20 protein-coding genes are annotated in these 18,620 nt (G+C 56.3%); 17 read left to right on the plus strand and 3 right to left on the minus strand.

Translation table 11 applies throughout. The features are described 5' to 3' along the window. The first annotated feature begins 409 nt into the window (after positions 1-409). Together AC2FIS_RS17885 and AC2FIS_RS17890 are read left to right on the plus strand one after the other, a co-directional pair. Positions 410-1,597: a hypothetical protein gene (locus tag AC2FIS_RS17885; protein ID WP_496774743.1), complete on the plus strand. Its 1,188-nt coding sequence runs from the start codon at positions 410-412 to the stop codon at positions 1,595-1,597. Further along, positions 1,594-1,962 carry a toxin-activating lysine-acyltransferase gene (locus AC2FIS_RS17890; RefSeq protein ID WP_496774744.1) on the plus strand — a complete coding sequence of 123 codons (369 nt, stop codon included), beginning with the start codon at positions 1,594-1,596 and terminating at the stop codon, positions 1,960-1,962. Before AC2FIS_RS17885 ends, AC2FIS_RS17890 begins: the two co-directional genes overlap by 4 nt. A 35-nt stretch (positions 1,963-1,997) precedes the next feature. On the opposite strand, the gene AC2FIS_RS17895 is transcribed toward AC2FIS_RS17890, so the two are convergent. The 3 genes from AC2FIS_RS17895 to AC2FIS_RS17905 form a co-directional block, all read right to left on the minus strand. Continuing rightward, positions 1,998-3,349 (minus strand): IS3 family transposase gene (locus AC2FIS_RS17895; RefSeq protein WP_496774745.1). Its coding sequence is split into 2 segments (ribosomal slippage): positions 1,998-3,013 and positions 3,013-3,349, totalling 1,353 coding nucleotides; the frame shifts between segments, so codons are not numbered across the junction. A 493-nt stretch (positions 3,350-3,842) separates the two neighbouring features. Continuing rightward, the gene (locus tag AC2FIS_RS17900) at positions 3,843-5,111 is read right to left on the minus strand and encodes a helix-turn-helix domain-containing protein (RefSeq protein WP_496774746.1); all 1,269 of its coding nucleotides are present in this window, start codon (positions 5,109-5,111) and stop codon (positions 3,843-3,845) included. Between the two features lie 365 nt (positions 5,112-5,476). Next, a complete protein-coding gene (locus tag AC2FIS_RS17905; RefSeq protein ID WP_496774747.1) occupies positions 5,477-5,935 on the minus strand; it encodes a hypothetical protein in 459 nt (152 codons plus the stop codon). Between the two features lie 419 nt (positions 5,936-6,354). Between AC2FIS_RS17905 and AC2FIS_RS17910 the strand changes: the two genes are divergently transcribed. The 15 genes from AC2FIS_RS17910 to AC2FIS_RS17980 all read left to right on the plus strand — a co-directional run bounded on the left by AC2FIS_RS17910 (position 6,355) and on the right by AC2FIS_RS17980 (position 18,559). Then, a complete protein-coding gene (locus tag AC2FIS_RS17910; protein WP_142638830.1) occupies positions 6,355-6,711 on the plus strand; it encodes a hypothetical protein in 357 nt (118 codons plus the stop codon). Positions 6,712-6,759: 48 nt separating this feature from the next. Continuing rightward, positions 6,760-7,170: a thermonuclease family protein gene (locus AC2FIS_RS17915; protein WP_496774748.1), complete on the plus strand. Its 411-nt coding sequence runs from the start codon at positions 6,760-6,762 to the stop codon at positions 7,168-7,170. 474 nt (positions 7,171-7,644) lie between these two features. After that, positions 7,645-8,064, plus strand: coding sequence for a TSCPD domain-containing protein (locus AC2FIS_RS17920; protein ID WP_496774749.1), 420 nt, complete (start codon positions 7,645-7,647; stop codon positions 8,062-8,064). Next, the gene (locus tag AC2FIS_RS17925; protein ID WP_496774750.1) at positions 8,061-9,410 is read left to right on the plus strand and encodes a DUF1173 family protein; all 1,350 of its coding nucleotides are present in this window, start codon (positions 8,061-8,063) and stop codon (positions 9,408-9,410) included. The genes AC2FIS_RS17920 and AC2FIS_RS17925 overlap by 4 nt, the downstream gene beginning before the upstream one ends. Further along, entirely contained in the window at positions 9,403-10,041 is a 639-nt protein-coding gene (locus AC2FIS_RS17930) for a lytic transglycosylase domain-containing protein (protein ID WP_496774751.1), read from the plus strand. The genes AC2FIS_RS17925 and AC2FIS_RS17930 overlap by 8 nt, the downstream gene beginning before the upstream one ends. Positions 10,042-10,069: 28 nt before the next feature. Next, entirely contained in the window at positions 10,070-10,372 is a 303-nt protein-coding gene (locus tag AC2FIS_RS17935) for a TrbC/VirB2 family protein (RefSeq protein WP_496774752.1), read from the plus strand. Then, the gene (locus AC2FIS_RS17940; protein WP_372579140.1) at positions 10,372-10,662 is read left to right on the plus strand and encodes a VirB3 family type IV secretion system protein; all 291 of its coding nucleotides are present in this window, start codon (positions 10,372-10,374) and stop codon (positions 10,660-10,662) included. The genes AC2FIS_RS17935 and AC2FIS_RS17940 overlap by 1 nt, the downstream gene beginning before the upstream one ends. A gap of 1 nt (position 10,663) precedes the next feature. Continuing rightward, positions 10,664-13,105, plus strand: coding sequence for a VirB4 family type IV secretion/conjugal transfer ATPase (locus AC2FIS_RS17945; protein WP_496774753.1), 2,442 nt, complete (start codon positions 10,664-10,666; stop codon positions 13,103-13,105). After that, complete coding sequence (locus AC2FIS_RS17950) at positions 13,102-13,281, plus strand: hypothetical protein (RefSeq protein ID WP_496774754.1); 180 nt, start codon at positions 13,102-13,104, stop codon at positions 13,279-13,281. The genes AC2FIS_RS17945 and AC2FIS_RS17950 overlap by 4 nt, the downstream gene beginning before the upstream one ends. 23 nt (positions 13,282-13,304) lie before the next feature. Continuing rightward, positions 13,305-14,063 (plus strand): type IV secretion system protein, encoded by a 759-nt coding sequence (locus AC2FIS_RS17955; RefSeq protein WP_496774755.1) that lies wholly within the window; start codon positions 13,305-13,307, stop codon positions 14,061-14,063. Then, complete coding sequence (locus tag AC2FIS_RS17960; protein ID WP_496774756.1) at positions 14,063-14,467, plus strand: hypothetical protein; 405 nt, start codon at positions 14,063-14,065, stop codon at positions 14,465-14,467. The genes AC2FIS_RS17955 and AC2FIS_RS17960 overlap by 1 nt, the downstream gene beginning before the upstream one ends. Next, positions 14,464-15,543 carry a type IV secretion system protein gene (locus tag AC2FIS_RS17965; protein WP_496774757.1) on the plus strand — a complete coding sequence of 360 codons (1,080 nt, stop codon included), beginning with the start codon at positions 14,464-14,466 and terminating at the stop codon, positions 15,541-15,543. The genes AC2FIS_RS17960 and AC2FIS_RS17965 overlap by 4 nt, the downstream gene beginning before the upstream one ends. Before the next feature lie 159 nt (positions 15,544-15,702). Then, entirely contained in the window at positions 15,703-16,440 is a 738-nt protein-coding gene (locus tag AC2FIS_RS17970) for a VirB8 family type IV secretion system protein (RefSeq protein ID WP_496774758.1), read from the plus strand. Continuing rightward, entirely contained in the window at positions 16,440-17,255 is an 816-nt protein-coding gene (locus tag AC2FIS_RS17975) for a TrbG/VirB9 family P-type conjugative transfer protein (RefSeq protein WP_496774759.1), read from the plus strand. The genes AC2FIS_RS17970 and AC2FIS_RS17975 overlap by 1 nt, the downstream gene beginning before the upstream one ends. Then, positions 17,255-18,559, plus strand: a complete 1,305-nt coding sequence (locus AC2FIS_RS17980; RefSeq protein WP_496774760.1) for a TraB/TrbI/VirB10 family type IV secretion system protein — start codon at positions 17,255-17,257, stop codon at positions 18,557-18,559. Before AC2FIS_RS17975 ends, AC2FIS_RS17980 begins: the two co-directional genes overlap by 1 nt. Positions 18,560-18,620: the final 61 nt, after the last annotated feature.

Genomic DNA, 18,620 nt, shown 5'->3' on the forward strand with positions numbered 1-18,620 from the left:
CCGCTGTACTCGACGGCCGCCTGTCGGTCTCCAATCAAAAGATCGCCGCATAACACCCCCAGCTTTTGCCCACTCCCGTCTTTGGCGCTGCGAGATAAATCAGCTCTGTCGTGTTGAGCGAGCATTGGGTTCTGATGGTTTCCATCTCCAAAACCTACCAGATGAGAAGTCGGGGGATGTCCATTCCATTAGAACCATTCTCTGCGGCCGAACAGAACTCTGCTCAAGATTGCGGCCTTACCACTGTTTCACATGGCGGAATGTAGCGCTTGAATGAGACAAGATTGAACATGCATCACTGTCGTATGAGCTTATTTGCTCATAAGCCACATGTCGGCAACCTTAAATCCACATCGATCAAACGGCGTTCCTCTTCTAATTGTGGCCGTGACGATGTTGCATCTAGCGAATGCTTCGCTTGAGCAGAAGATTGAAACGGTCAAAAAATTTCCAAGCTCCTGATTTAATGGTGTCTGAATTGTTCACGATTTCCGATTGGCTGGTACTACACGATCTGCAAGCCCCTCTACTGCGAGATGCCCTCACAGCCTACTACATGGGTGAGTTGAAGGACACTTTGTCGGAAGTCGAAGAGCTGCCCAAGTCGCCAAATGCAGCACTGAGGCTCGGAAGCCAAGCAGAGTGTCTTGAGGCTTACGTGATCCCTGCTTTACTCGAAGGCTTCCCAGGGCACGTTAACATTGGGCAGAAACTCCAATGCAGTGAGTTCAAATCACTGACAGCGGGACAAGGCTGTTGGCCGCATACTGTAGATCGTGGCCTAGATTTGCCGCCAATAGTTGTGATGAACTGGGGTGGCCAGCCCTCAGATTTGATGTGTTTGGCTCACGAAGCAGCACATGTGCTTCAGATCATACTTTCTGGCAATGACACGATGCCCCCCATAGCCCGCGAAACCTGCGCGTTCATTGGAGAACTGCTTCTTTTGCGCTTTGTCCAAAAGAACAATTCTGCTCTCCACCTGGAATTGGAGCAGGTCTGGGTGGCGGAAAATGCGAGCTATCTGCACGAAAACATGGACACATTGGCTGATGGGCTTCTCAATCTGGGAGCTCCTTATCATTATTACGTGAATTACCCTTTGGCGCGGCTTGCGGCGGTGCGGCTCTTCGCCTGCGACAGCGTCTATCTGATGGAACTGTTTTCGAGCGGTGCATCAGCAATGAAGCATCTGCCCATTGCTGAAATGGCGGCACAAACCGCCACTCTCACCAATTACTTCCCCAAGTTCCCTGACCCAAATCCAAACACCCAGAAACCGGACTTTTACAGAAATCTGGGGGCCGTCACTTTGCTTGATCTTGAGGCGAACAACAGTTGGGTGAGATCTAAGCTTCAAGACTACTACTCGACGCTTCAGGCTCACCTGTTCGAAGATACTGTCCTTATCTGGCTCTCAGAAGATCAGCGACCAATGGGGTGCGCGACTTGGGCTGGGCAATCCAACGGCAGTACCTCTGAAGTTACGCGGCTAACCGCACCGTTCGGCGGGCATGCCAAGTTACAGCAATTACTGGATTTAAAACGCAAAGCTGCAAACTTGAATGAGTTTCACGGACGGGGTGAGCCAGCATGATTGCTGAATACTATTCAGGCTTCGGCTTCGCGATCGAGCTACTGGCCCGTTCTGAATATCATCAAAGGTTTGAGATGGGTGGCTATCTCGACACAGAAATTCTACCCCCGATCAGATGCAACCAGATTCGTTATTACGTTAATGACGATGGCTCGCCCACGGCGATGGTAACCTGGGCGTGGCTGTCTGAAGAAGTTCAGACGGACATTCATACGACAGGCCGCGCTTTGGAGGAAGATGAGTGGAACTGCGGAGACAGGCTCTTCTTCAACGATTGGATAACCCCCTACGGCAACACCCGTGATGTTCTCAAAGATATGACGCACTGTCCGTCGTCAGGGATTTTGGGACAGATGGCGGCCTGAGCTAAGAGAGGATCTGGCGCATCTGGTTGGATTGATTATGCGGCGGTTTTGCGGTGAAGCAAGCGCCGGGTTTCGATGGTCTTTCGTTTGATCCTTTCTCGTTGTTTTAGAATGGTCTGCCCGCGTCCGAAGTAGACATCGGCGGGCGTGAGGTTTTGTAAGCTTTCGTGGTAGCGCCGGTGATTGTAGTGATCGACGAAAGCATCAATCTGCTGCTGAAGGTCACCAGGCAGATAGTAGTTTTCCAATAAGATGCGGTTCTTGAGAGTCTGGTGCCAGCGCTCGATCTTTCCCTGAGTTTGCGGATGGTATGGCGCTCCTCGAACATGATCCATTTTCTGATCTTCCAGCCATTCGGCAAGCTCACCAGAGATGTAGCTGGACCCGTTGTCGCTGAGCAGGCGTGGTTTGTGCAGCACCGTTGCCTGATCACAGCCTGAGGCGTGCAAGGCGAGGTCCAGTGTGTCGGTCACATCTTCGGTCTTCATCGTCGTGCAAAGCTTCCAGGCGATGATGTATCGGCTGTAATCGTCTAGGATCGTGCTGAGATAGAACCAGCCCCAGCCGATCACCTTCAGATAGGTAAAGTCGGTCTGCCAGAGCTGGTTCGGTCGTGTTGTCTTGTCCTGGAACTCGTCTGCGGCTGACAAAACCACATAGGCTGGGCTGGTGATCAGATCGTAGGATTTGAGGATGCGGTAGACCGAAGCCTCTGACACAAAGTACTTTTCTGTGTCGGTGAAGCGAACAGCCAACTCACGCGGGGAAAGCTCACTTTCCTTCAGAGCCAGATCCTTGATCTTCTCGCGCACTGGCATGGGAATGCGGTTCCAGACCCGTGACGGCGTGGGTCTACGATCTTCAAGCGCCTCGGGGCCGCCGACGAGATATCGGTCGTACCAGCGATAGAACGTGGTCTTCGGAATGCCCAGTTTTTCCAAAGTGCGTTTCGTTGGCAGATGCGATTGCTCAACCAAGCGGATGATCTCAAGCTTCTCGGATGCAGGGTATCTCATTCCTCGTCGTCCCCATCCGCGATCATGCTTTTTTTGAGCAAACGCAGCTCCAAGGCCTGTTCGGCAACAACTTCCTTTAGATCACGGGCTTCCCGTCTCAAATCTTTCACTTCGGTGGAAGTTGCCGCACGGGCCGTGTCGCCTGCCAGACGTTTCTTGCCGGCTTCCAGGAATTCCTTGGACCAGCTGTAATACAGGCTCTGCGCGATGCCCTCACGACGGCACAACTCTGCAATGCTGTCCTCGCCTTTTAGGCCGTCCAGCACGATCCTGATCTTCTCTTCTGCGGAATACTGTTTGCGGGTCACACGGCGAATGTCCTTTACGATCTTCTCACCGTGGCTCTGTTTGGTTCCGGGTTTCTTTCTCATCTCCACTCCTTGGCGGTTACGATGAGCCAGAAACCCTCTCTTATCAAATCGCCCTAAACTGTCCCATTGGTGCTGACGTCAGACAGGCCAGAACCAGATCGTTGTCGACGTAATACCTGACCCATTCCTCTGGAAACGTAGTGCAGCCGTGAACAACATTATGATGCTTGTCGATATGGGCGTAGGAGGCATTCTCCAACCCGAACCGGTTGCAAATATCCTGGAGGCGCGCTTCGCATGTTTGCCTGAAATCCAATTCAGAACTGCCAATATCCGCAATTTTCATAGATAATCTTTCTGTTCCGCGTTGCCGTCGAGGCCGCATAGCAACCTAAAGCTGAACAAACTACTCGGGAATTCCCGTAGCCAATCACAGATTTGAATACAGTTCTGTTCTTGAGGCGGAAACAGAGCGAAAACCTGCCGAAGAGGCATATCAAATTGAAAGGTTGGCGGGGCACAAACCGAGGAGTTTTGAAATGCTCTTACGACCCTAACGAAGTCCATGTTCCTCCTCCCACGCTCGTCGCGCCAACAGCCCCATGAAACTGGAGATCAGGTTCAGTTCCCCGCGCTCATCGGCCCTAACCATGCCCCGGAGATATCCACCCGGATTAACCACCGGCGGTAGCTTTGGGTCACTCAGCCTTGCATCCGTGATCACTCCAGCGAGGATCGCCCCCATGATGGTCAACCGTTCGATAGCCGCATGCCAGGCGGAGACATTGGTACCGACCTCTGAAAGCCGGGACCAAACGCCGGTCTCGATTACATAGAGACTTGGATTGGAGTTCGGATCTCCACCCCCGGCAATATCGATATGCATACGAAGCTCGGGCGAGGCCAGCTCATACAGAATGCGATTATTCACCCGAGGCAGTTTTTGGGTCTTGCGCGACCTTTTGACCGGCGGATGATTGCTTTCTAAGCAATGCGCAGGGCTGTCAGGCCCGGAGCCAGAACAAAATGGGTCCGAGGCTTCAGCCGAGGGCATTGTTGCTTCGCCATCGGCGTTACAGGACAAAATTTCTTCTTCAATTTGATCTTGTATATGGGACCCGAAACCGGCTTCGGGCCCACCCGAAATTTCACCACGTTTAGCGACATGCCCTTCGATCCTTTTCCAAAGGTTGTGAGCTGCCTGAACATGTGCCCTGAGCTCATCCAACGACAGGTATTTCAGCTTGTCAGCACGCGGCCAGGATCGAAATTTAGCCATCATGTCGTTAACATCTTCGGCAGGGCAGGGGAGTGAGACAAGAACCGCCAGGCTGTGTTTCACATATCGATAAAGCCGTGATCGATTCCCGCGCAACTCATCATGCTCTTTCTTCTCAGCCTTGTTTTGCACCTCCGCGTCAAGCATTTCAGTTATTAGGTTTAGGGCAGGGATCAGGAAGAGGCCAAGCCCCTTGCGCTTACACCGTGCCCCATTTGCCCCAAGCCTGCGTTCGATCAGGCCAATCTTTTCCAGCTCACGTTCATGATTGTGGATTGTCCGATCTGTCAAACCGCGCCCGGCAATGAGAGTTTCCTGGCGCGCGTAGCAAAAGGGTTCCAGAGACGGGTCACGAAACGCGGAAGGAGCGATCATATCGATGATGATCTCGAATGTGCGAATACACTGGGCCGGTGCGCCTCTTATCTGGGCATAACTCACGCAGAGCTGCCGAAACCTGTCGCGGTTCCAGCCCTCGGGAAGGCCGTTGTGGAAGCGCATTTTTTCACGGTGATGGGCGGATGAGATGTGCCGAAAGCTCATGGATTCGACCTCACCTGGCAAAGGCAAGAGTTGTTATCGCAGCTTCGCGGGGCAGGGTGTTCGGAATGGTTCATCAGTTTCATGGTGTGCTTCTCATTGAGGAAGCAAGACGGATCGAACCTCAGCGAAAGACAAAGAAAAACCACTCGCACGGATGCGTTTATCCTTGTCAGAATTTTGGGAGTTTCCTATAAATCAGGTGATCAAACGTGACTTAAGAAGATCCCCGCTGAGGCCCCGCCTTGCGGGGGTTTTTTGTTTTGGGATTAGGTTTTTCCTCCGGGCCAAACGGCCTGGTTTACAAATGCGGCTGGCGATTTTGGTGGCATAGCCAGGAGCAACGCGTTGTGCCGCAGGTAAGCACCTCAGTATCGGATGAGTTCGTAATCGCTGAGCCCGAATATGTCAGTCCACTCGACACCAACGCCGCGGAAGTAGCTGGGAGGCTCACAGCGATTGCCAAGGGGCAGCCATGCTGGGATTGGCGCAGGAGCGCGATCTGACCAGTGAAAGCTCGCGTTGTCGTCATAGCTGCCAACAACCAGATCAAGCGAACGCTCGCAGTCACCCTCACGCGAATGACGGCGATAGCTATAGTGGCGCACATCCCAAACTCTGATGGACCTGACAACGTCGAAATCTGGTGAGGAAAGATCGACGCTGATCGGAGTAACCTGCGACGTCGTAGTGCTTTGCCCGTAGACGGCTCGGGCAGCTTCCGAAGAAATTGAAACGTCCACTACCCTTGGCTCAAAAGCACCGCCAGTCGGAAGCTCTGGAACAGGACTGGCACTGTTGCGCTTGATTGCTTCCAACCTTTCCATAGGACTCACATCTGAAGAGCTTTCTGACGCGTTCATCGGACAGCGCCACAGTTGCAGCGGGGGCTCGACCGGGTAGGGTGTAACACGTCGAATGAACTCCGCCTTGGCAGCGACACAATCTGTCGAACTTGGCCAACCTCCGGTGAGGCAAAGGAATATGGCACAGTCAATTGGATAGGCACTGGCCTGCGGCGCCGGCAGTGCAGCAAGTGCCACTGCAAGGGCCTTCGCGCGAGTTCTACTTCCGGATTTTGAGTGTTTCAAGATGGTCTCTCCTGCTTGCGAATCGCCTAAGCAATATCCGGCCAATATATTTCTGACAATCCAATATCGTATATTGGCGTACTTTCTTATATTGACGTAGATTGTGTTTTAGTCCACAACTTTTGGATGTAGAAGACGGCCCATAGGGGGTCGTCATGGCGGACAACAAGAGACAATACACTGTGGTAACCATCGAGATGGTCCGGGGCCTGAAAGAAGATCAGGTTCCCTTTACATGCCGCTACGAATTTATCGGACTCGCTTCCCTTGGACGACCTAAGTACCACTGCATTTACAGCTCGCCGAACTATGTCGGAGCCTTGTGCAAGTCGAAGATCTCTCGAGCGGGCGCTGAGCCCAGAGAGTTCGATCTTTGGCCGGGGCTTTTTAAGCATCACCAGGAATTTGGCGACGGGCGCATTCTCTGCGTCAAATCAGATTACACGATCGAGTCGATTACCCCAGAGGGTCTCGAAGCAGCTCAGGCCCTGGACGCGAAATCCAAAACCTGATCGGTCACGTTCGAGAACCTGGCTCATCAAAATACTGGGGCAGGGCACATGAAACGGCTCTTGCTTCTCAGTGCTCCACTCGCGTCTTTGTTCATTGCTGCTTGGATTGAACCGTCAAAACAAACAAAGACCCTTAGGGCGTCCGAGGTGATTGCCATTGATGGTGACACAATCGACCACGGCGACGACCGCTACCGGCTCGTTGGCTTCGATACGCCGGAGACCTACCGGCCGCAGTGCCGTGCGGAAAAGACTCTGGGATTGGAAGCGAAAGCAAGGCTGACAGAGCTCATCCAGTCGGCGGACCAGATAGAGCTGGTCATCCAACCAGATCTGGACGTGCATGACCGCTTCCTGGCGGTTGGGCGTGTGGCTGGGCAGGACGTCGGGGCCATCCTGATTTCCGAGGGTCTCGCCCGACCATACAGCGGCGGTAAACGCAGGTCATGGTGCGGTTAAAAGAAAGGATCACACAACAGATTATAACAATAAAGCACTCTCACTAAGCAATAAGCGGTCCTGTCGATTGCGCCAACAATCGACAGGACAAGAAACGCCCCAAATCCATCCGGGCATTCCTCCAACATCAAGAGAGAACTGTACTATGGTAAAAACAGTAACCCTAGATGCCGATCCTAGATTGGACAGCACCGCGCCAGAGTCAATGGGTGCGAACTCAGACAACGTGTCTGAGCTTTCGGCCGCACAGCACTGACCGGCGACAGCGGCGAGCAGGACATCCCCGACATTTCAGTCAGACCTTCAGGCTGATTGAACCAAGCTGAACGCTGGCTGTCTACGAAGCCCGCGAAGGGCTCAGTGCTGTGTCCCGGCATCGAATTTCCTGCTGCTCAGATGATCTGACTCCGAGCCCCATAATAGTAATTATGTGAACTTTGCTGACCCATTAGTGAGAGACGGAAAGGTGATCAAATGACTTTCCACAAAATCGATTGCAAGACCAGCCGCAAAGCGCTTCCTCATCGTCGGTTGGCAGAGACGCGCCGGGTCGAAACCTCGCGCGGCCAGACGGCTTTTGTCACCATCGGATACGATCCGGCCGCACCGATCAAACCCCGCGAAGTGTTCTATAGCCGTGGTTTCCGGTCTGGCAGTGACCTCGAATATCACCTGCATGACCTCTGCGTTTTGATTTCCCTGTTGCTGCAGCATGACGTGGCTGTGTCCTATCTATCCCGCACGATCGCCCGCAAAACCTCTGCTTTTGGTGATGAAGAACATACCAGTCTCGCGGGCTGGCTGGTGACGGCAGTTGGCATCCCTCCGGCCTGGGCCGACGAATACTTGAACGCAACCGGCGACAATCAGAGTCCACATGGGGTATCCCAATGACCCTGTTTCTGAATGGCAAACCGCTGGTGATCGAAAGCGAAGCGGGACAACGCGCCCTGACGACTGCACACAGCGGCGGCACACGCGTTCTATGCGGGTGCTGCAAGCCTGCCCCTGAGATGTATATCGCAGCCACGGCGGGCAAATTCATTGTCAAACGGATGCCGGGAACCGGGCCGGATCACGCGATTGATTGCCCGTCTTTCCTGCCCCCTGAAGAATTGTCGGGGCTAGCGCAGATCCTGGCATCGGCCATCACCGAAGATCCTGACGACGGGACAACCACGCTCAAACTTGGCTTTCCTCTGCGCAAGAACAGCAAGAGCCGCACAGCGCCGGAACAGACCGGTGCAAAGCCAACCGAGGCCAAGGCCGGGGCGCGCACGCTGACGATCACAAGCGTTCTGCACTTCCTCTGGCATGAGGCGGATCTGGACAAGTGGTATCCGAGAATGGAAGGAAAGCGGTTCTGGGGCGTGATCCACCACGCCCTGCGTCGGGCTTCGGCGGCCAAGATCGTCAAGGGCCAGGACCTGTCGCGCATTCTCTATGTGCCGGAATACTTCAAGCCCGATGACAAGGCAGAAATTGCGGCAAGGCGGAACCGTGTATTTGGCAACCTGCGGCCAGCTGGTCGTGGGGCCACTCCGTTTGGTCTTGTGATTGCGGAATACAAGGGGATTGAATCCACAGCGCATGGCGCGCGGTTCATCTTCAAACATGCCCCGGATTGCGCGTTCTTCACCAATGCGGAGCTTGCGCAGAAGTTTGAGAAGGTGTTTGGCGACCAGCTGCGGCTCCTTGAAGCCATGGGATCCGGCCATGCCATCGTGATCGCCAGCTTTTCCATCGCCAAGGCAGGTTATCCGGTTCTCCATGAAATCGGCATGATGCTGGTCACGGAGAACTGGATCCCATTTGAAGGCCTGCGCGAACTGGACGTCGTAACCGCGCTCACCGAACAGTCCCGCGCCTTCCAGAAACAGATGCGGTTCAATCTGCCGCTGGACGCGCCAATCGCCTCCGCCGTGCTTCTGGACACGACCGATCCTGTTGCCGTGTTCGTCGCCGACAATCCTGACGATGCCGGTGCGCTGGCACTGCTTACGAGAGCCTCGGAAGAAGGGCGCTACCCAAGCTGGTGCTGGTTCGATGATGGGCCGATGGGCCCATTTCCGGATCGTGGCGCGTCCCCCTCCAGCCATCACTCACGACCACCGGAGGGGGGCGCTACCGGTCAGAGTGTGAGGCCATTACCGGTAAATGAGTGCCGCGCATCGGGCGATGAGCGCGACACGATGTGGGATAGCCCCATTCTTCCCAAAGGAGCAAGCGACCATGGCTAGAGCCACATTCGTAACTCTTGCTTTTCTATCGACCTTAGCAGCCCCGGCATTCGCCCAGAATGACGAGGCCGCGATTTGTGCGAGCCGTGATGGCCCGCTGTTGAGTGGAGGGCGCTTGCTGTGTGTGACCGCCCCCGCCCGCACCTGCCTGGAACCCGCATTCCGGGCAGGTGCAATGGTTTGCTTGCACTATGAGGATGACGGCAATTCTGAACAGCTCGTCTCAAGGAATGCAAGCCCGCGCGCCAAAGGCGAATGGGCAGCTGAAGCGGAACGCGCCGCCAAACGCCACGGTGTTCCGGTGACGCTGTTTCATGCGCTGGTTCATCAGGAAAGCCGTTGGAATACCAATGCAGTCAGCCCAAAAGGTGCGCTCGGCTTAGCCCAGCTGATGCCGCCAACAGCCGCCGCCCTTGGGGTAGATCCGCATGACCCGGTTCAGAACCTCGATGGCGGCGCGCGGTATCTCAAGGCCATGTTCCTGAAGTTCGGCACATGGCGGCTGGCACTGGCCGCGTACAACGCCGGGCCTGGTGCCGTGGAACGTTATGAAGGCGTCCCGCCCTTCTCTGAGACCACCCGCTACGTCGCAACCGTTCTCGAAGGGGCCGGGCTTCCACCCGACGCCTGAACACCCCAGTCCAAGGAGACTATTTTCAATGAAACGTAACCCTCAAAACGTCACATTTCTGACATTGCTGGCCCTCGTGGCACTCAGCAGCCCGGCCATGGCGCAATCGCTGTTTGATGCGCCGGTGTCTATCCTGACCCAGATCCGCACCTTTGTGACCGGTGCCAATGGTATTCTGCTTGGTGGTGCAGCCATTGCGCTGGCTGGGATCTCGGCCGCCAGCCCACGGGTGCCAGTCACATGGGGCCATTTCTTCGTCATCCTCGTCGTTCTGGGCATTTTCTACGGTGCGTTTGGCATTGCCGAAGCCATTCAGGGATTTGCGACCTGATGAGCGACGATAACCGCATATTCCAGGCGATCACCCGGCCTTCTGAGAGGGCCGGGATGCCGATGACGTTTCACATTGTGGCGATCAGTATCCCTTTGATGACGTTCATCATGACGCAGGGCTTTTTGGGCTTCTGGGGGTTGCTCGCCATCGCGCCATCATACGCCGCTGCCCGCTGGATCGTGAGTGTCGACCCGTATCTGCCGGATCACGTCGCCACGATGGCCGACTGCAAGCTGTTCACCAAAAACAAGCCCTTCTGGGGCGGCAATTCCTACGCCGGAGACTGACATGAACATGCACCCGGAGATTCAAAAGGTCATGCCGTCTGCGCGCCGCGCCGCGCGTGAGGTGCCGGCCACCACACATATCCCGTTTGTGCGCTTCCTACCGGACGGGACATTCACGACGCGCAACGGTGATCTGGTGGCGGTGTTGGAACTCAATGGGTTCATCCACGAAACCGCAGACCGGGCGGCAATCAAGGCCGCCAATGATACGCTCGCCCGGCTCGCCTCCAGCTTTGAAGACAATCGGACAGCGTTCTACAGCCATATCATCCGTACCAAAATCCAATTAGCCGATACGCTGCCGCCTGTAGGCGAGCCCGCTTTCTCTGCAAAGCTGGACAAGCACTACCGAGAACAGCTGGACCAGGACGAAACCTATCAGCTGCGCCACTTCCTGACGATCGTGCGCCGCCCTTACACCAGCGGCAAGCGGCTGCTCGATGCCGGGCTGCGGTCTCTACGATCAGCAACAACCGACCCGGCAACAAGTGCAGCCCGCGAACAGAACCGCAATGCCCTGCATGTGGCCGCAGAACAGGCGATGCGGGATCTGTCGGTGTTTGGTGCGCGGAGGCTCACGGGAACAGAGGCGGATCGTAGCCGCACGCTGTCATTCCTCTCGATGCTGCAAAGCGGGATTTGGCAAACGGCCCCATCCGTCTGGACCCATCTGGCCGATGCCGTTCCAAACGGGCGCATCACTTTCCGCAAAGATCATGTTCACAGCCTTTCGCCGGGCGGGGACAAGGATCGGTTTGCGGCCGTCTTTGCGGTCAACGCTTATCCCGAACGCTCGAAATACTACATGTTCGATGAGCTACTGGGTGAACGCTGCGAATTCATTGCCACCCAATGTTATTCGCCCATGGACCGCGTGTCGGGCGGCACAAAGATCCGTGACGCCATGCGGGGCATGGCAGATGCGGGCGATGAAGCGGAATCGCTGCAAAAGGATCTGAATGAGGCGCGCGACGCGGTTGCCTCGCGTGCCATGTCCATTGGACGGCACCACGTGACGGTTGCAGTGTTGGGGAACACCCGCGAAGAGTTGGAAGATGCGGCCACGCGGGTAAACTCCTGTCTGACAGGTGCGGATCTGCGCACGCGGCGCGAAGACATCGGGTTGGAAGCGGCTTGGTGGGCGCAGCTGCCCGGCAACTTCGCCTATCAGACCCGGAGCAAAAAGCGTTTTGTGTCCGACAAGAACTTTGCCGATTTCGCCAATCTACATTCCTGGCCGACCGGTTCACGGGAAAAGCTGCGCTGGGGCGGGCCTATAGCAGCGTTCCGGACGCTGGGCGGTACGCCCTATTGGTTCTCGTTCCACCGCGAAGGCTCTGACAAATCCAAGGGACCGGGAACCACAGCCATCTTTGGGGCGACTGGGGAAGGCAAAACTCTGTTGGCGAATTTCCTGATGTCCAGCTGTTACCGCCTGCCCGAACACCCGCATCTCATCGCTTTTGACAAGGATCGCGGGTCCGAGACCTTCATCCGGGCCATTGGCGGCACATATCTTGAGCTCAAATCCGGCATGAACCTCGGGTTCAACCCGTTTGCGGTTGCGACCGACGAAGTTGGGATTGAATGGCTTGAGGGCTTCATTCAACGCCTGACCGGCGCGGAAAAACTCACCCCGGAACAGGAACGACGGATCGCCACTGGCCTGCGCCGTCTTGCATCGGGTGATCCCGCGCTGCGCACATTCTCGGATTTTGCCGACATGCTGCGCTCTGTGGATGATACCGACGCGCCTGTGCAGCTGCTGGATGCGCTCAGCAAGTGGCATGGGTCCGGTAGTCGCGCATGGCTGTTCGACAACGCCGAAGACAGTTTCAGCCTCGACCAGGCCGTGACCGCATTTGACATGACAGCGCTGCTCAAAGCCTCCGATATCCGCCTGCCGCTGCTGGATTACCTGTTCTACCGGATCGAGCGCAAACTGGCGCAGGGCAAACCGCTTATCATTATGGTTGATGAAGCCTGGGCCTTGTTTGACGATCCCCGGTTTGGTCCCCGTATCCAGGATTGGATTAAAACAATCCGAAAGCTGGATGGCATTCTGGTGTTTATGACGCAGGAAACATCGGATGCGGCCAAATCCTCAATCTCGGACACGCTGATCCAGTCGACAGAAAACCGCATCTTCTTTGCCAACCCCAAAGCCGATCACAAAACCTATGTTGATGCGTTCCGGCTCACGGAGGCCGAGTTCAGCGCTGTTTCATCCATGCCACCAAAGTCCCGTCTGGTGCTGATCAACGATGGCGACGGATCAGCCGTTGTGTCGACACGGCTTGAGCTGCCCGAGCAATTCTATCGGGTCTTGTCCGCCACGGGTGACAGCGTCGCCGAGATGGACCAGCTGCGCGCCGAGCATGGCGAGGATGGCTGGCTCGATGCCTTCATGACCCCCAAAGCCCCAGAGGAGACCTCCGAATGATCCGCACATACCTTTTCCTTGTCTTCGGACTGCCCTTGCTCGGGGCCTGCACGATTGCTGGTGATGTTGTCGGTCCGCCGCGCGAGCTGAAGGCCAATTGCAATATCGCTGACGCGAAACCGGTCCCTCAGACCGGCCTTGCCACCACTCCGCCACTCAGCATCGGCAAAATCTGACCCACCTTTGAAAGGATAAGATCATGAAGACATTCGTTAATAACACCGCCACAGCTGTAGCCCTCGCTCTGGCCGGTTTTGTTGGAACGTCTGACACGGTCAGCGCGCAGGGTGTGCCGACCTACAGCGCTACAGAACATGCCGAACTGATCGCCCTGCTGAGTTCCACCGGGGAAATGGTGAATCTTGATACTCAGATGCTGGACAACGCGCTGCTGCAGTTGAACGAGCTTCAGGAGCAATTGCGCCAGGCGCGAGCCACGCACAATGCCATCACCGGTGCACGTGAAACGATAGGCAACCTATTCAGCGGCGATATCACGCCGCGCAAGCTATCCTCGTCGCTGTCAACTCTGTCGATGACCGGGAATTCGGTGAACAACCGTCTCAGCAATCATATGGAAGAACTGAAAGTGGATTTCCAGCCAATGACCGGGCTGCAAATCTTTGGGCGCGATGCGGAAGGTCCGGCGACAAAATCGCATGATCTGGTGAGCGGGTCTAGCCTTGCCGGCCTTGCAATCGCCGAAGAGGGCTTTGCAGGCGCGGGCGAAGCAATGGAGCGCTATGACGGCTATCGTGAGCAGATTTCCGCAACCGACGATCTGAAAGCTAGCATTGATCTGAACACACGCATAGCGATTGAAAACGGTATGATGCTCGCCACTTTGTTGCAAACCCTCTCTGCACAAGGACAGCTGGACGCCGCAATCGTAAACCAGCGCCTGCGCGGTCAGGATATCGTCGCGCGCCAGGCGTACAGACCTGAAGGATCAAACTGATGCGCTTCCCCACTCACACCCTCTTCATCGCAGCAATCGTCGCCACCACGCTTGCGGCAGGTCAGCCCGACACTGCATTCGCAGACCAGTCGCCAATGACCGCTGATGAGAAGCGCGAAAAGTCGCGTTTATCTGCGGCCACGAGAGCTACGCTTTTCAGAAAGAAAGCTGAGATTATGAATACCTATGCTGAAGAGTGCGAAGCGGCTTTCGTTGCAGGTGAAGTCATTCCGGAACCGGATATTCGCGTCACAGAAACCATTGTGATCGATCAGGACTTACAAGAGATGACCACCGAGGAAATCTCTGAGCAATACGGTCTAGCCTCGGATGCGACCAGGGAAGCCCGCAAATCCATGAATGACTGCATCCTCAAATTCAGAAAAAGGGATGAAGGTTCATGAGCATCAGAGATTTCCTTGTTGGCACAGATCAAAGCTTTGACAACATCATCAACGGTGGGTCGCAGCAGGTGTTCCAGGCGCTTGCGACCCCCAGCGCCCAATTCCTGACCATGCTCGCCGGGGCCGCGCTGGCTGTTTGGGCGGTCACGGCAGCGTATCGAGGGAGCTTCTCGCTGGATGCTTTCATCGCCTTTGTTTTTCGATTTACCTTGTTCTATCTGGCGGTGTCCGGTGGCGCGCTCTGGACCCAATATATTTTTCCCTTCATTACTCAGTTCCCGGTCGATGTTGGCAACACCATCATCAGCAGATTTGGAGGAGGGGGTAACGCTGGTGGTGTGGCCACTGCCTTCGCTGATGTCGCCGATACCTCTTTCGACAACATTGTAACGGCAATTGGGTCTTATGGGGTTACAGACTACCTCACAGGTGATGCTCTGGGCGTGCTCTTGTTCGCTTTACTTGCCGCGTTCTTCATCCTTCTGATGATAGTGATCGCCCTTGCTCTTCTGATCGCCTCCAAGGTTTTATTGGCGATCCTGCTGGCGATTTTCCCAGTGCTGGCCGTCTGGGCTTATCTTCGCAGTTCCGCAGAAATCTTCAACGGCTGGGTGCGCGGCATAACCATGTTGGTTCTGTTTCAGATCCTGCTTTTTGGAGTGATGGGCATCGCGTTGGCTGCAACGGAAGGCGTTTCTGATGCGGTCGCAATTGGGGTGGCATCAGGCTCGGATATCCCTCTGGAAATGTTCAAGTTGGCGGGCATTAGCGGGATCACTGCTGGCTTGCTTCTGATCTGCCCGATGATCGCACAGCGGATCGGTGGCGCGGCCTTGAACCTAGGTGAGTCCCAACTCAAGGGTGCCGGTCAGGCCGGCATGAAACTTCTTGGCGGCCAGCTGACGGGCGTGAACTCTGGCGGCAACAACCTGGTCGACGTCTCCAATCAACGTGCCATTGCTGCAAATGAGGCCGACAGGCCGTCCGCAACAGAGGCAAATAACCAGCGCATTCGGGATTCTGTAAGGCGCGGGGCCGAACGCATGGCCGAAGACGCACGACGGCGCGGAAGCTGATCTGAATACTCTTTTTGGTTTGATTGAGGCTTCCTTCGCTGCCTCTCCCCTGCGGGTCGAACGCGAACTCAGCCTACCAATTCTCGATGATCCCAGAAAGTGTCGTAACCAATTGAAATCATTGGCGGGCCGGCCCCGCAACAGACGAGGAGTCACCAGATGCAACATGCAGCAGCAGATTTGATGCCCGATCCGCTCAATCCTGACGGGCAATATCAGGGCTCACCCCGGCCCGACACAGCCACCATTCACGACGGTCACGACCGCTGGGAAGATGAGATGTATCTGTCCATGCGGCGCAGGGCCCGGATCGCCTATATCGTGGCCGGGGTTGGCGCATTGATCGGGGTGATGGGTGTTGCGGCCGTCATGGGCCTGGCTCCGCTCAAACAGGTCGTGCCCATCACAATGACCGTCGATAAGCATACTGGCCTGGTCAATGTGGAATCGCGTCTGGGCAATCTCACACTAGACGATGACGAGTATGTCACCCAGGCGCTGTTGTTCCAGTATGCCCGCGACCGGGAAACCTATGACGCCCATGACCAGCGCGACCGGCTGAACCTCGTCTACGGCCAGACATGCGGCGGAGCAGCTGAGGATCTGGCGTCCCTCTATGACGAGGAAAACCCCAATAGCCCGATGAACATCTATGGCAGCTATGGCCGTGTAGATGTGCGCATTCGGTCTGTCACCCTGCACAACGGAAATTCGGCCACGCTGCGCATGACGAAAAGCGCGCGGGCGCAACAAGGCGCACCCGTCTCGGAGCGCAATTTCGTGGTGACGATGGGGTACGAATTCGATCGCACCGGAAACATGACGTTGAAAGAGCGCTGGGAAAACCCGACCGGCTTCTGCGTCACCAATTACCGCTTGGATGAGGAGGCGCGCTGATGCTCCGTTACTTAGGCACCGCTGCTCTGATGCTGGCCCTTGGCACGGCATCAGTCACAGCTGAACAAAAAGGGCGCGGCACTCAGACCGATAGCCGTATTCGGACGCTCAATTACCATCCTGACGATGTTTACAAGATCAACGCCTATACCGGCTATGCCACCACATTCCAGCTGGAAGAGGGCGAGGTGATGGTTGATGAGGTCCGTGGCGATCCCAAGACCTGGGATTTCATCCCGAACACCGCGCGGGATGGGTTTGTCATCAAGGCAAAATACGCCACCCCGCAAGCCAGCAACCTCATTCTGGAAACCAACCTGCGCACCTATGTCTTCCTGCTACACGCTAAGAAGGGTGGCCCTCCAGCAGAGGTGGGATTCCTCTACAGGTTCAACTACCCGGATCGCAAGAAGGGATACCGGCCTCGGCAGGCCGGAAACATCCAGACAGCATTCAACACAACCGGGCGTCCCGCCAATCTCCAGTATAGCGCAAGCGGCGACAGGCTGTTGCGCCCGACGGTGGCGTTTGATGATGGCCGCAAGACCTACCTACGCCTGAAAGAGCAAAGCGTGCGTCCCTCGGTCTTTGCGATGGGTGCAGACGGCCGCGAGCGGCTGGTGAACTCATCCGATCTGGCTGACGGGACTATTGTTGTGACCGGTGTTTACCCGCGCCTGGTGCTGCGTGACGGCCCTTACGTCGTCTGCGTCTTCAACATCCTGCTCTATGAAACGGACCAGAATCGAGACCCGAACCGCCCAAGAGCAAGCAGATCACAACGGGCTGCTAATCAGAGTGGGGAGAACCGCTGATGTCAGATCAAAACAAACTCCTGTCGGGGCGCATCGAACCCGAAGAAGAGCAAAAGCGCGGCGTCAACCTGCCTATGATCCTGGGCGGGCTTGCCCTCGTCGGATTCTTTGGGGCGGCACTCTGGGTCAATCTCGGGGACGGTGAGGCTGGTCGTCGGGCCGGTATCATTCCCGAGGTCGATCAAACACCCGATCCGCGCCAACTGGGCGGCAGCTTGTTCGGAACAGTCCCGACGCAGCCGCTGGCTCCGGTTGAGCCACAGCAAGATCCGCGCGTCGCGGTGCTGGAGGTCGAATTGGCAGAATTGCGCGAATTGATTAACGCCGCACAGGCCGAGGAACCCGAACCGGCTCCTGAAGAACCGCAAGAGCTAACGACTGATCTGGATGCGCAGGCACTTGCGGCATTAGAAAAACGGGCTGAACGGCAAGAGGCGGCGCTGGAGGCCTTCCTGAAGAAGCTGGAGGATGATCGACTGGCTGCAGAACGGCGCCAGCGCGAACTCATCGCGCGGATACAGGCGAACAGACCGATTACAGAGCCGGGCCAAACTGCAGAGACAGCGCAAAATGGCGACACGGAAGCGCAGCGCCTTGAAGCTGCTCGCAAAGCTGAAGAGGAACGGCTGGCGCAGCCATTGACCAACAGCCTTGGCGGCTCCAGCACGGGCCCGGGTGTAAGCACGGGCAACCACAACAGCAGCGGCAGCGACTTCCTCGATGCCGCTGCCTCCCGTTTGGTGCAAACGGCCCGGGCCACGCAGTTGAAAGATGTTCATCGCCTTGTTCCGCAGGGGCGCACGATCCCGGCGATCCTCGAAACGGCTATCTCATCTGACTTGCCGGGTGAGTTGCGCGGTCGCGTCAGCCGGGATGTCTGGTCCGCGGATGCCACAACGGTCCTGATCCCGCGTGGCTCAACTCTGATCGGTGAGTATTCTTCGGATATTTCGCTGGGCCAGCGCCGGGTGCTCGTGGCCTGGAACCGGGTGATCACCCCTGATCAGCGGTCCATCATGATCGGGTCGCGTGGCGTCGATGCGCTGGGGCGGGCCGGTTTGACAGGCAATGTTCAGCATCACTTCGGGCTCAAGTTCGAAGCGGCGTTCTTCATCTCGATCTTCTCCGGGATTTCCAGTTTCGGAAACCGCACTCTGAGCGACAACGACCTGACAACCGGTACAGATGGTTTTGCGAATTCCGGTCAGAGCGCGTTTGAGGAATACCTGTCCATTCCACCCTCGATCTGGATTGACCAGGGCGAACAGTTCAACGTGTTCGTCTCGCGGGATCTGTACCTGTGATCCCGTCCAGCTGAGCCAAAGCGGGGTGCAACGGCGTTGTACCCCGCTTTGCGTTGAAGCC

This window comes from Ruegeria sp. CDSB113, assembly GCF_059611045.1.

Coding starts and splice junctions, on each gene's coding strand:
- AC2FIS_RS17905 (WP_496774747.1), bottom strand. CDS start 5,935: ATGGAAAGGTTGGAAGCAATCAAGCGCAACAGTGCCAGTCCTGTTCCA.
- AC2FIS_RS17910 (WP_142638830.1), top strand. CDS start 6,355: ATGGCGGACAACAAGAGACAATACACTGTGGTAACCATCGAGATGGTC.
- AC2FIS_RS17965 (WP_496774757.1), top strand. CDS start 14,464: ATGAGCATCAGAGATTTCCTTGTTGGCACAGATCAAAGCTTTGACAAC.
- AC2FIS_RS17980 (WP_496774760.1), top strand. CDS start 17,255: ATGTCAGATCAAAACAAACTCCTGTCGGGGCGCATCGAACCCGAAGAA.
- AC2FIS_RS17960 (WP_496774756.1), top strand. CDS start 14,063: ATGCGCTTCCCCACTCACACCCTCTTCATCGCAGCAATCGTCGCCACC.
- AC2FIS_RS17950 (WP_496774754.1), top strand. CDS start 13,102: ATGATCCGCACATACCTTTTCCTTGTCTTCGGACTGCCCTTGCTCGGG.
- AC2FIS_RS17945 (WP_496774753.1), top strand. CDS start 10,664: ATGAACATGCACCCGGAGATTCAAAAGGTCATGCCGTCTGCGCGCCGC.
- AC2FIS_RS17915 (WP_496774748.1), top strand. CDS start 6,760: ATGAAACGGCTCTTGCTTCTCAGTGCTCCACTCGCGTCTTTGTTCATT.
- AC2FIS_RS17930 (WP_496774751.1), top strand. CDS start 9,403: ATGGCTAGAGCCACATTCGTAACTCTTGCTTTTCTATCGACCTTAGCA.
- AC2FIS_RS17940 (WP_372579140.1), top strand. CDS start 10,372: ATGAGCGACGATAACCGCATATTCCAGGCGATCACCCGGCCTTCTGAG.
- AC2FIS_RS17925 (WP_496774750.1), top strand. CDS start 8,061: ATGACCCTGTTTCTGAATGGCAAACCGCTGGTGATCGAAAGCGAAGCG.
- AC2FIS_RS17955 (WP_496774755.1), top strand. CDS start 13,305: ATGAAGACATTCGTTAATAACACCGCCACAGCTGTAGCCCTCGCTCTG.
- AC2FIS_RS17920 (WP_496774749.1), top strand. CDS start 7,645: ATGACTTTCCACAAAATCGATTGCAAGACCAGCCGCAAAGCGCTTCCT.
- AC2FIS_RS17890 (WP_496774744.1), top strand. CDS start 1,594: ATGATTGCTGAATACTATTCAGGCTTCGGCTTCGCGATCGAGCTACTG.
- AC2FIS_RS17935 (WP_496774752.1), top strand. CDS start 10,070: ATGAAACGTAACCCTCAAAACGTCACATTTCTGACATTGCTGGCCCTC.
- AC2FIS_RS17970 (WP_496774758.1), top strand. CDS start 15,703: ATGCAACATGCAGCAGCAGATTTGATGCCCGATCCGCTCAATCCTGAC.
- AC2FIS_RS17975 (WP_496774759.1), top strand. CDS start 16,440: ATGCTCCGTTACTTAGGCACCGCTGCTCTGATGCTGGCCCTTGGCACG.
- AC2FIS_RS17885 (WP_496774743.1), top strand. CDS start 410: ATGCTTCGCTTGAGCAGAAGATTGAAACGGTCAAAAAATTTCCAAGCT.
- AC2FIS_RS17900 (WP_496774746.1), bottom strand. CDS start 5,111: ATGAGCTTTCGGCACATCTCATCCGCCCATCACCGTGAAAAAATGCGC.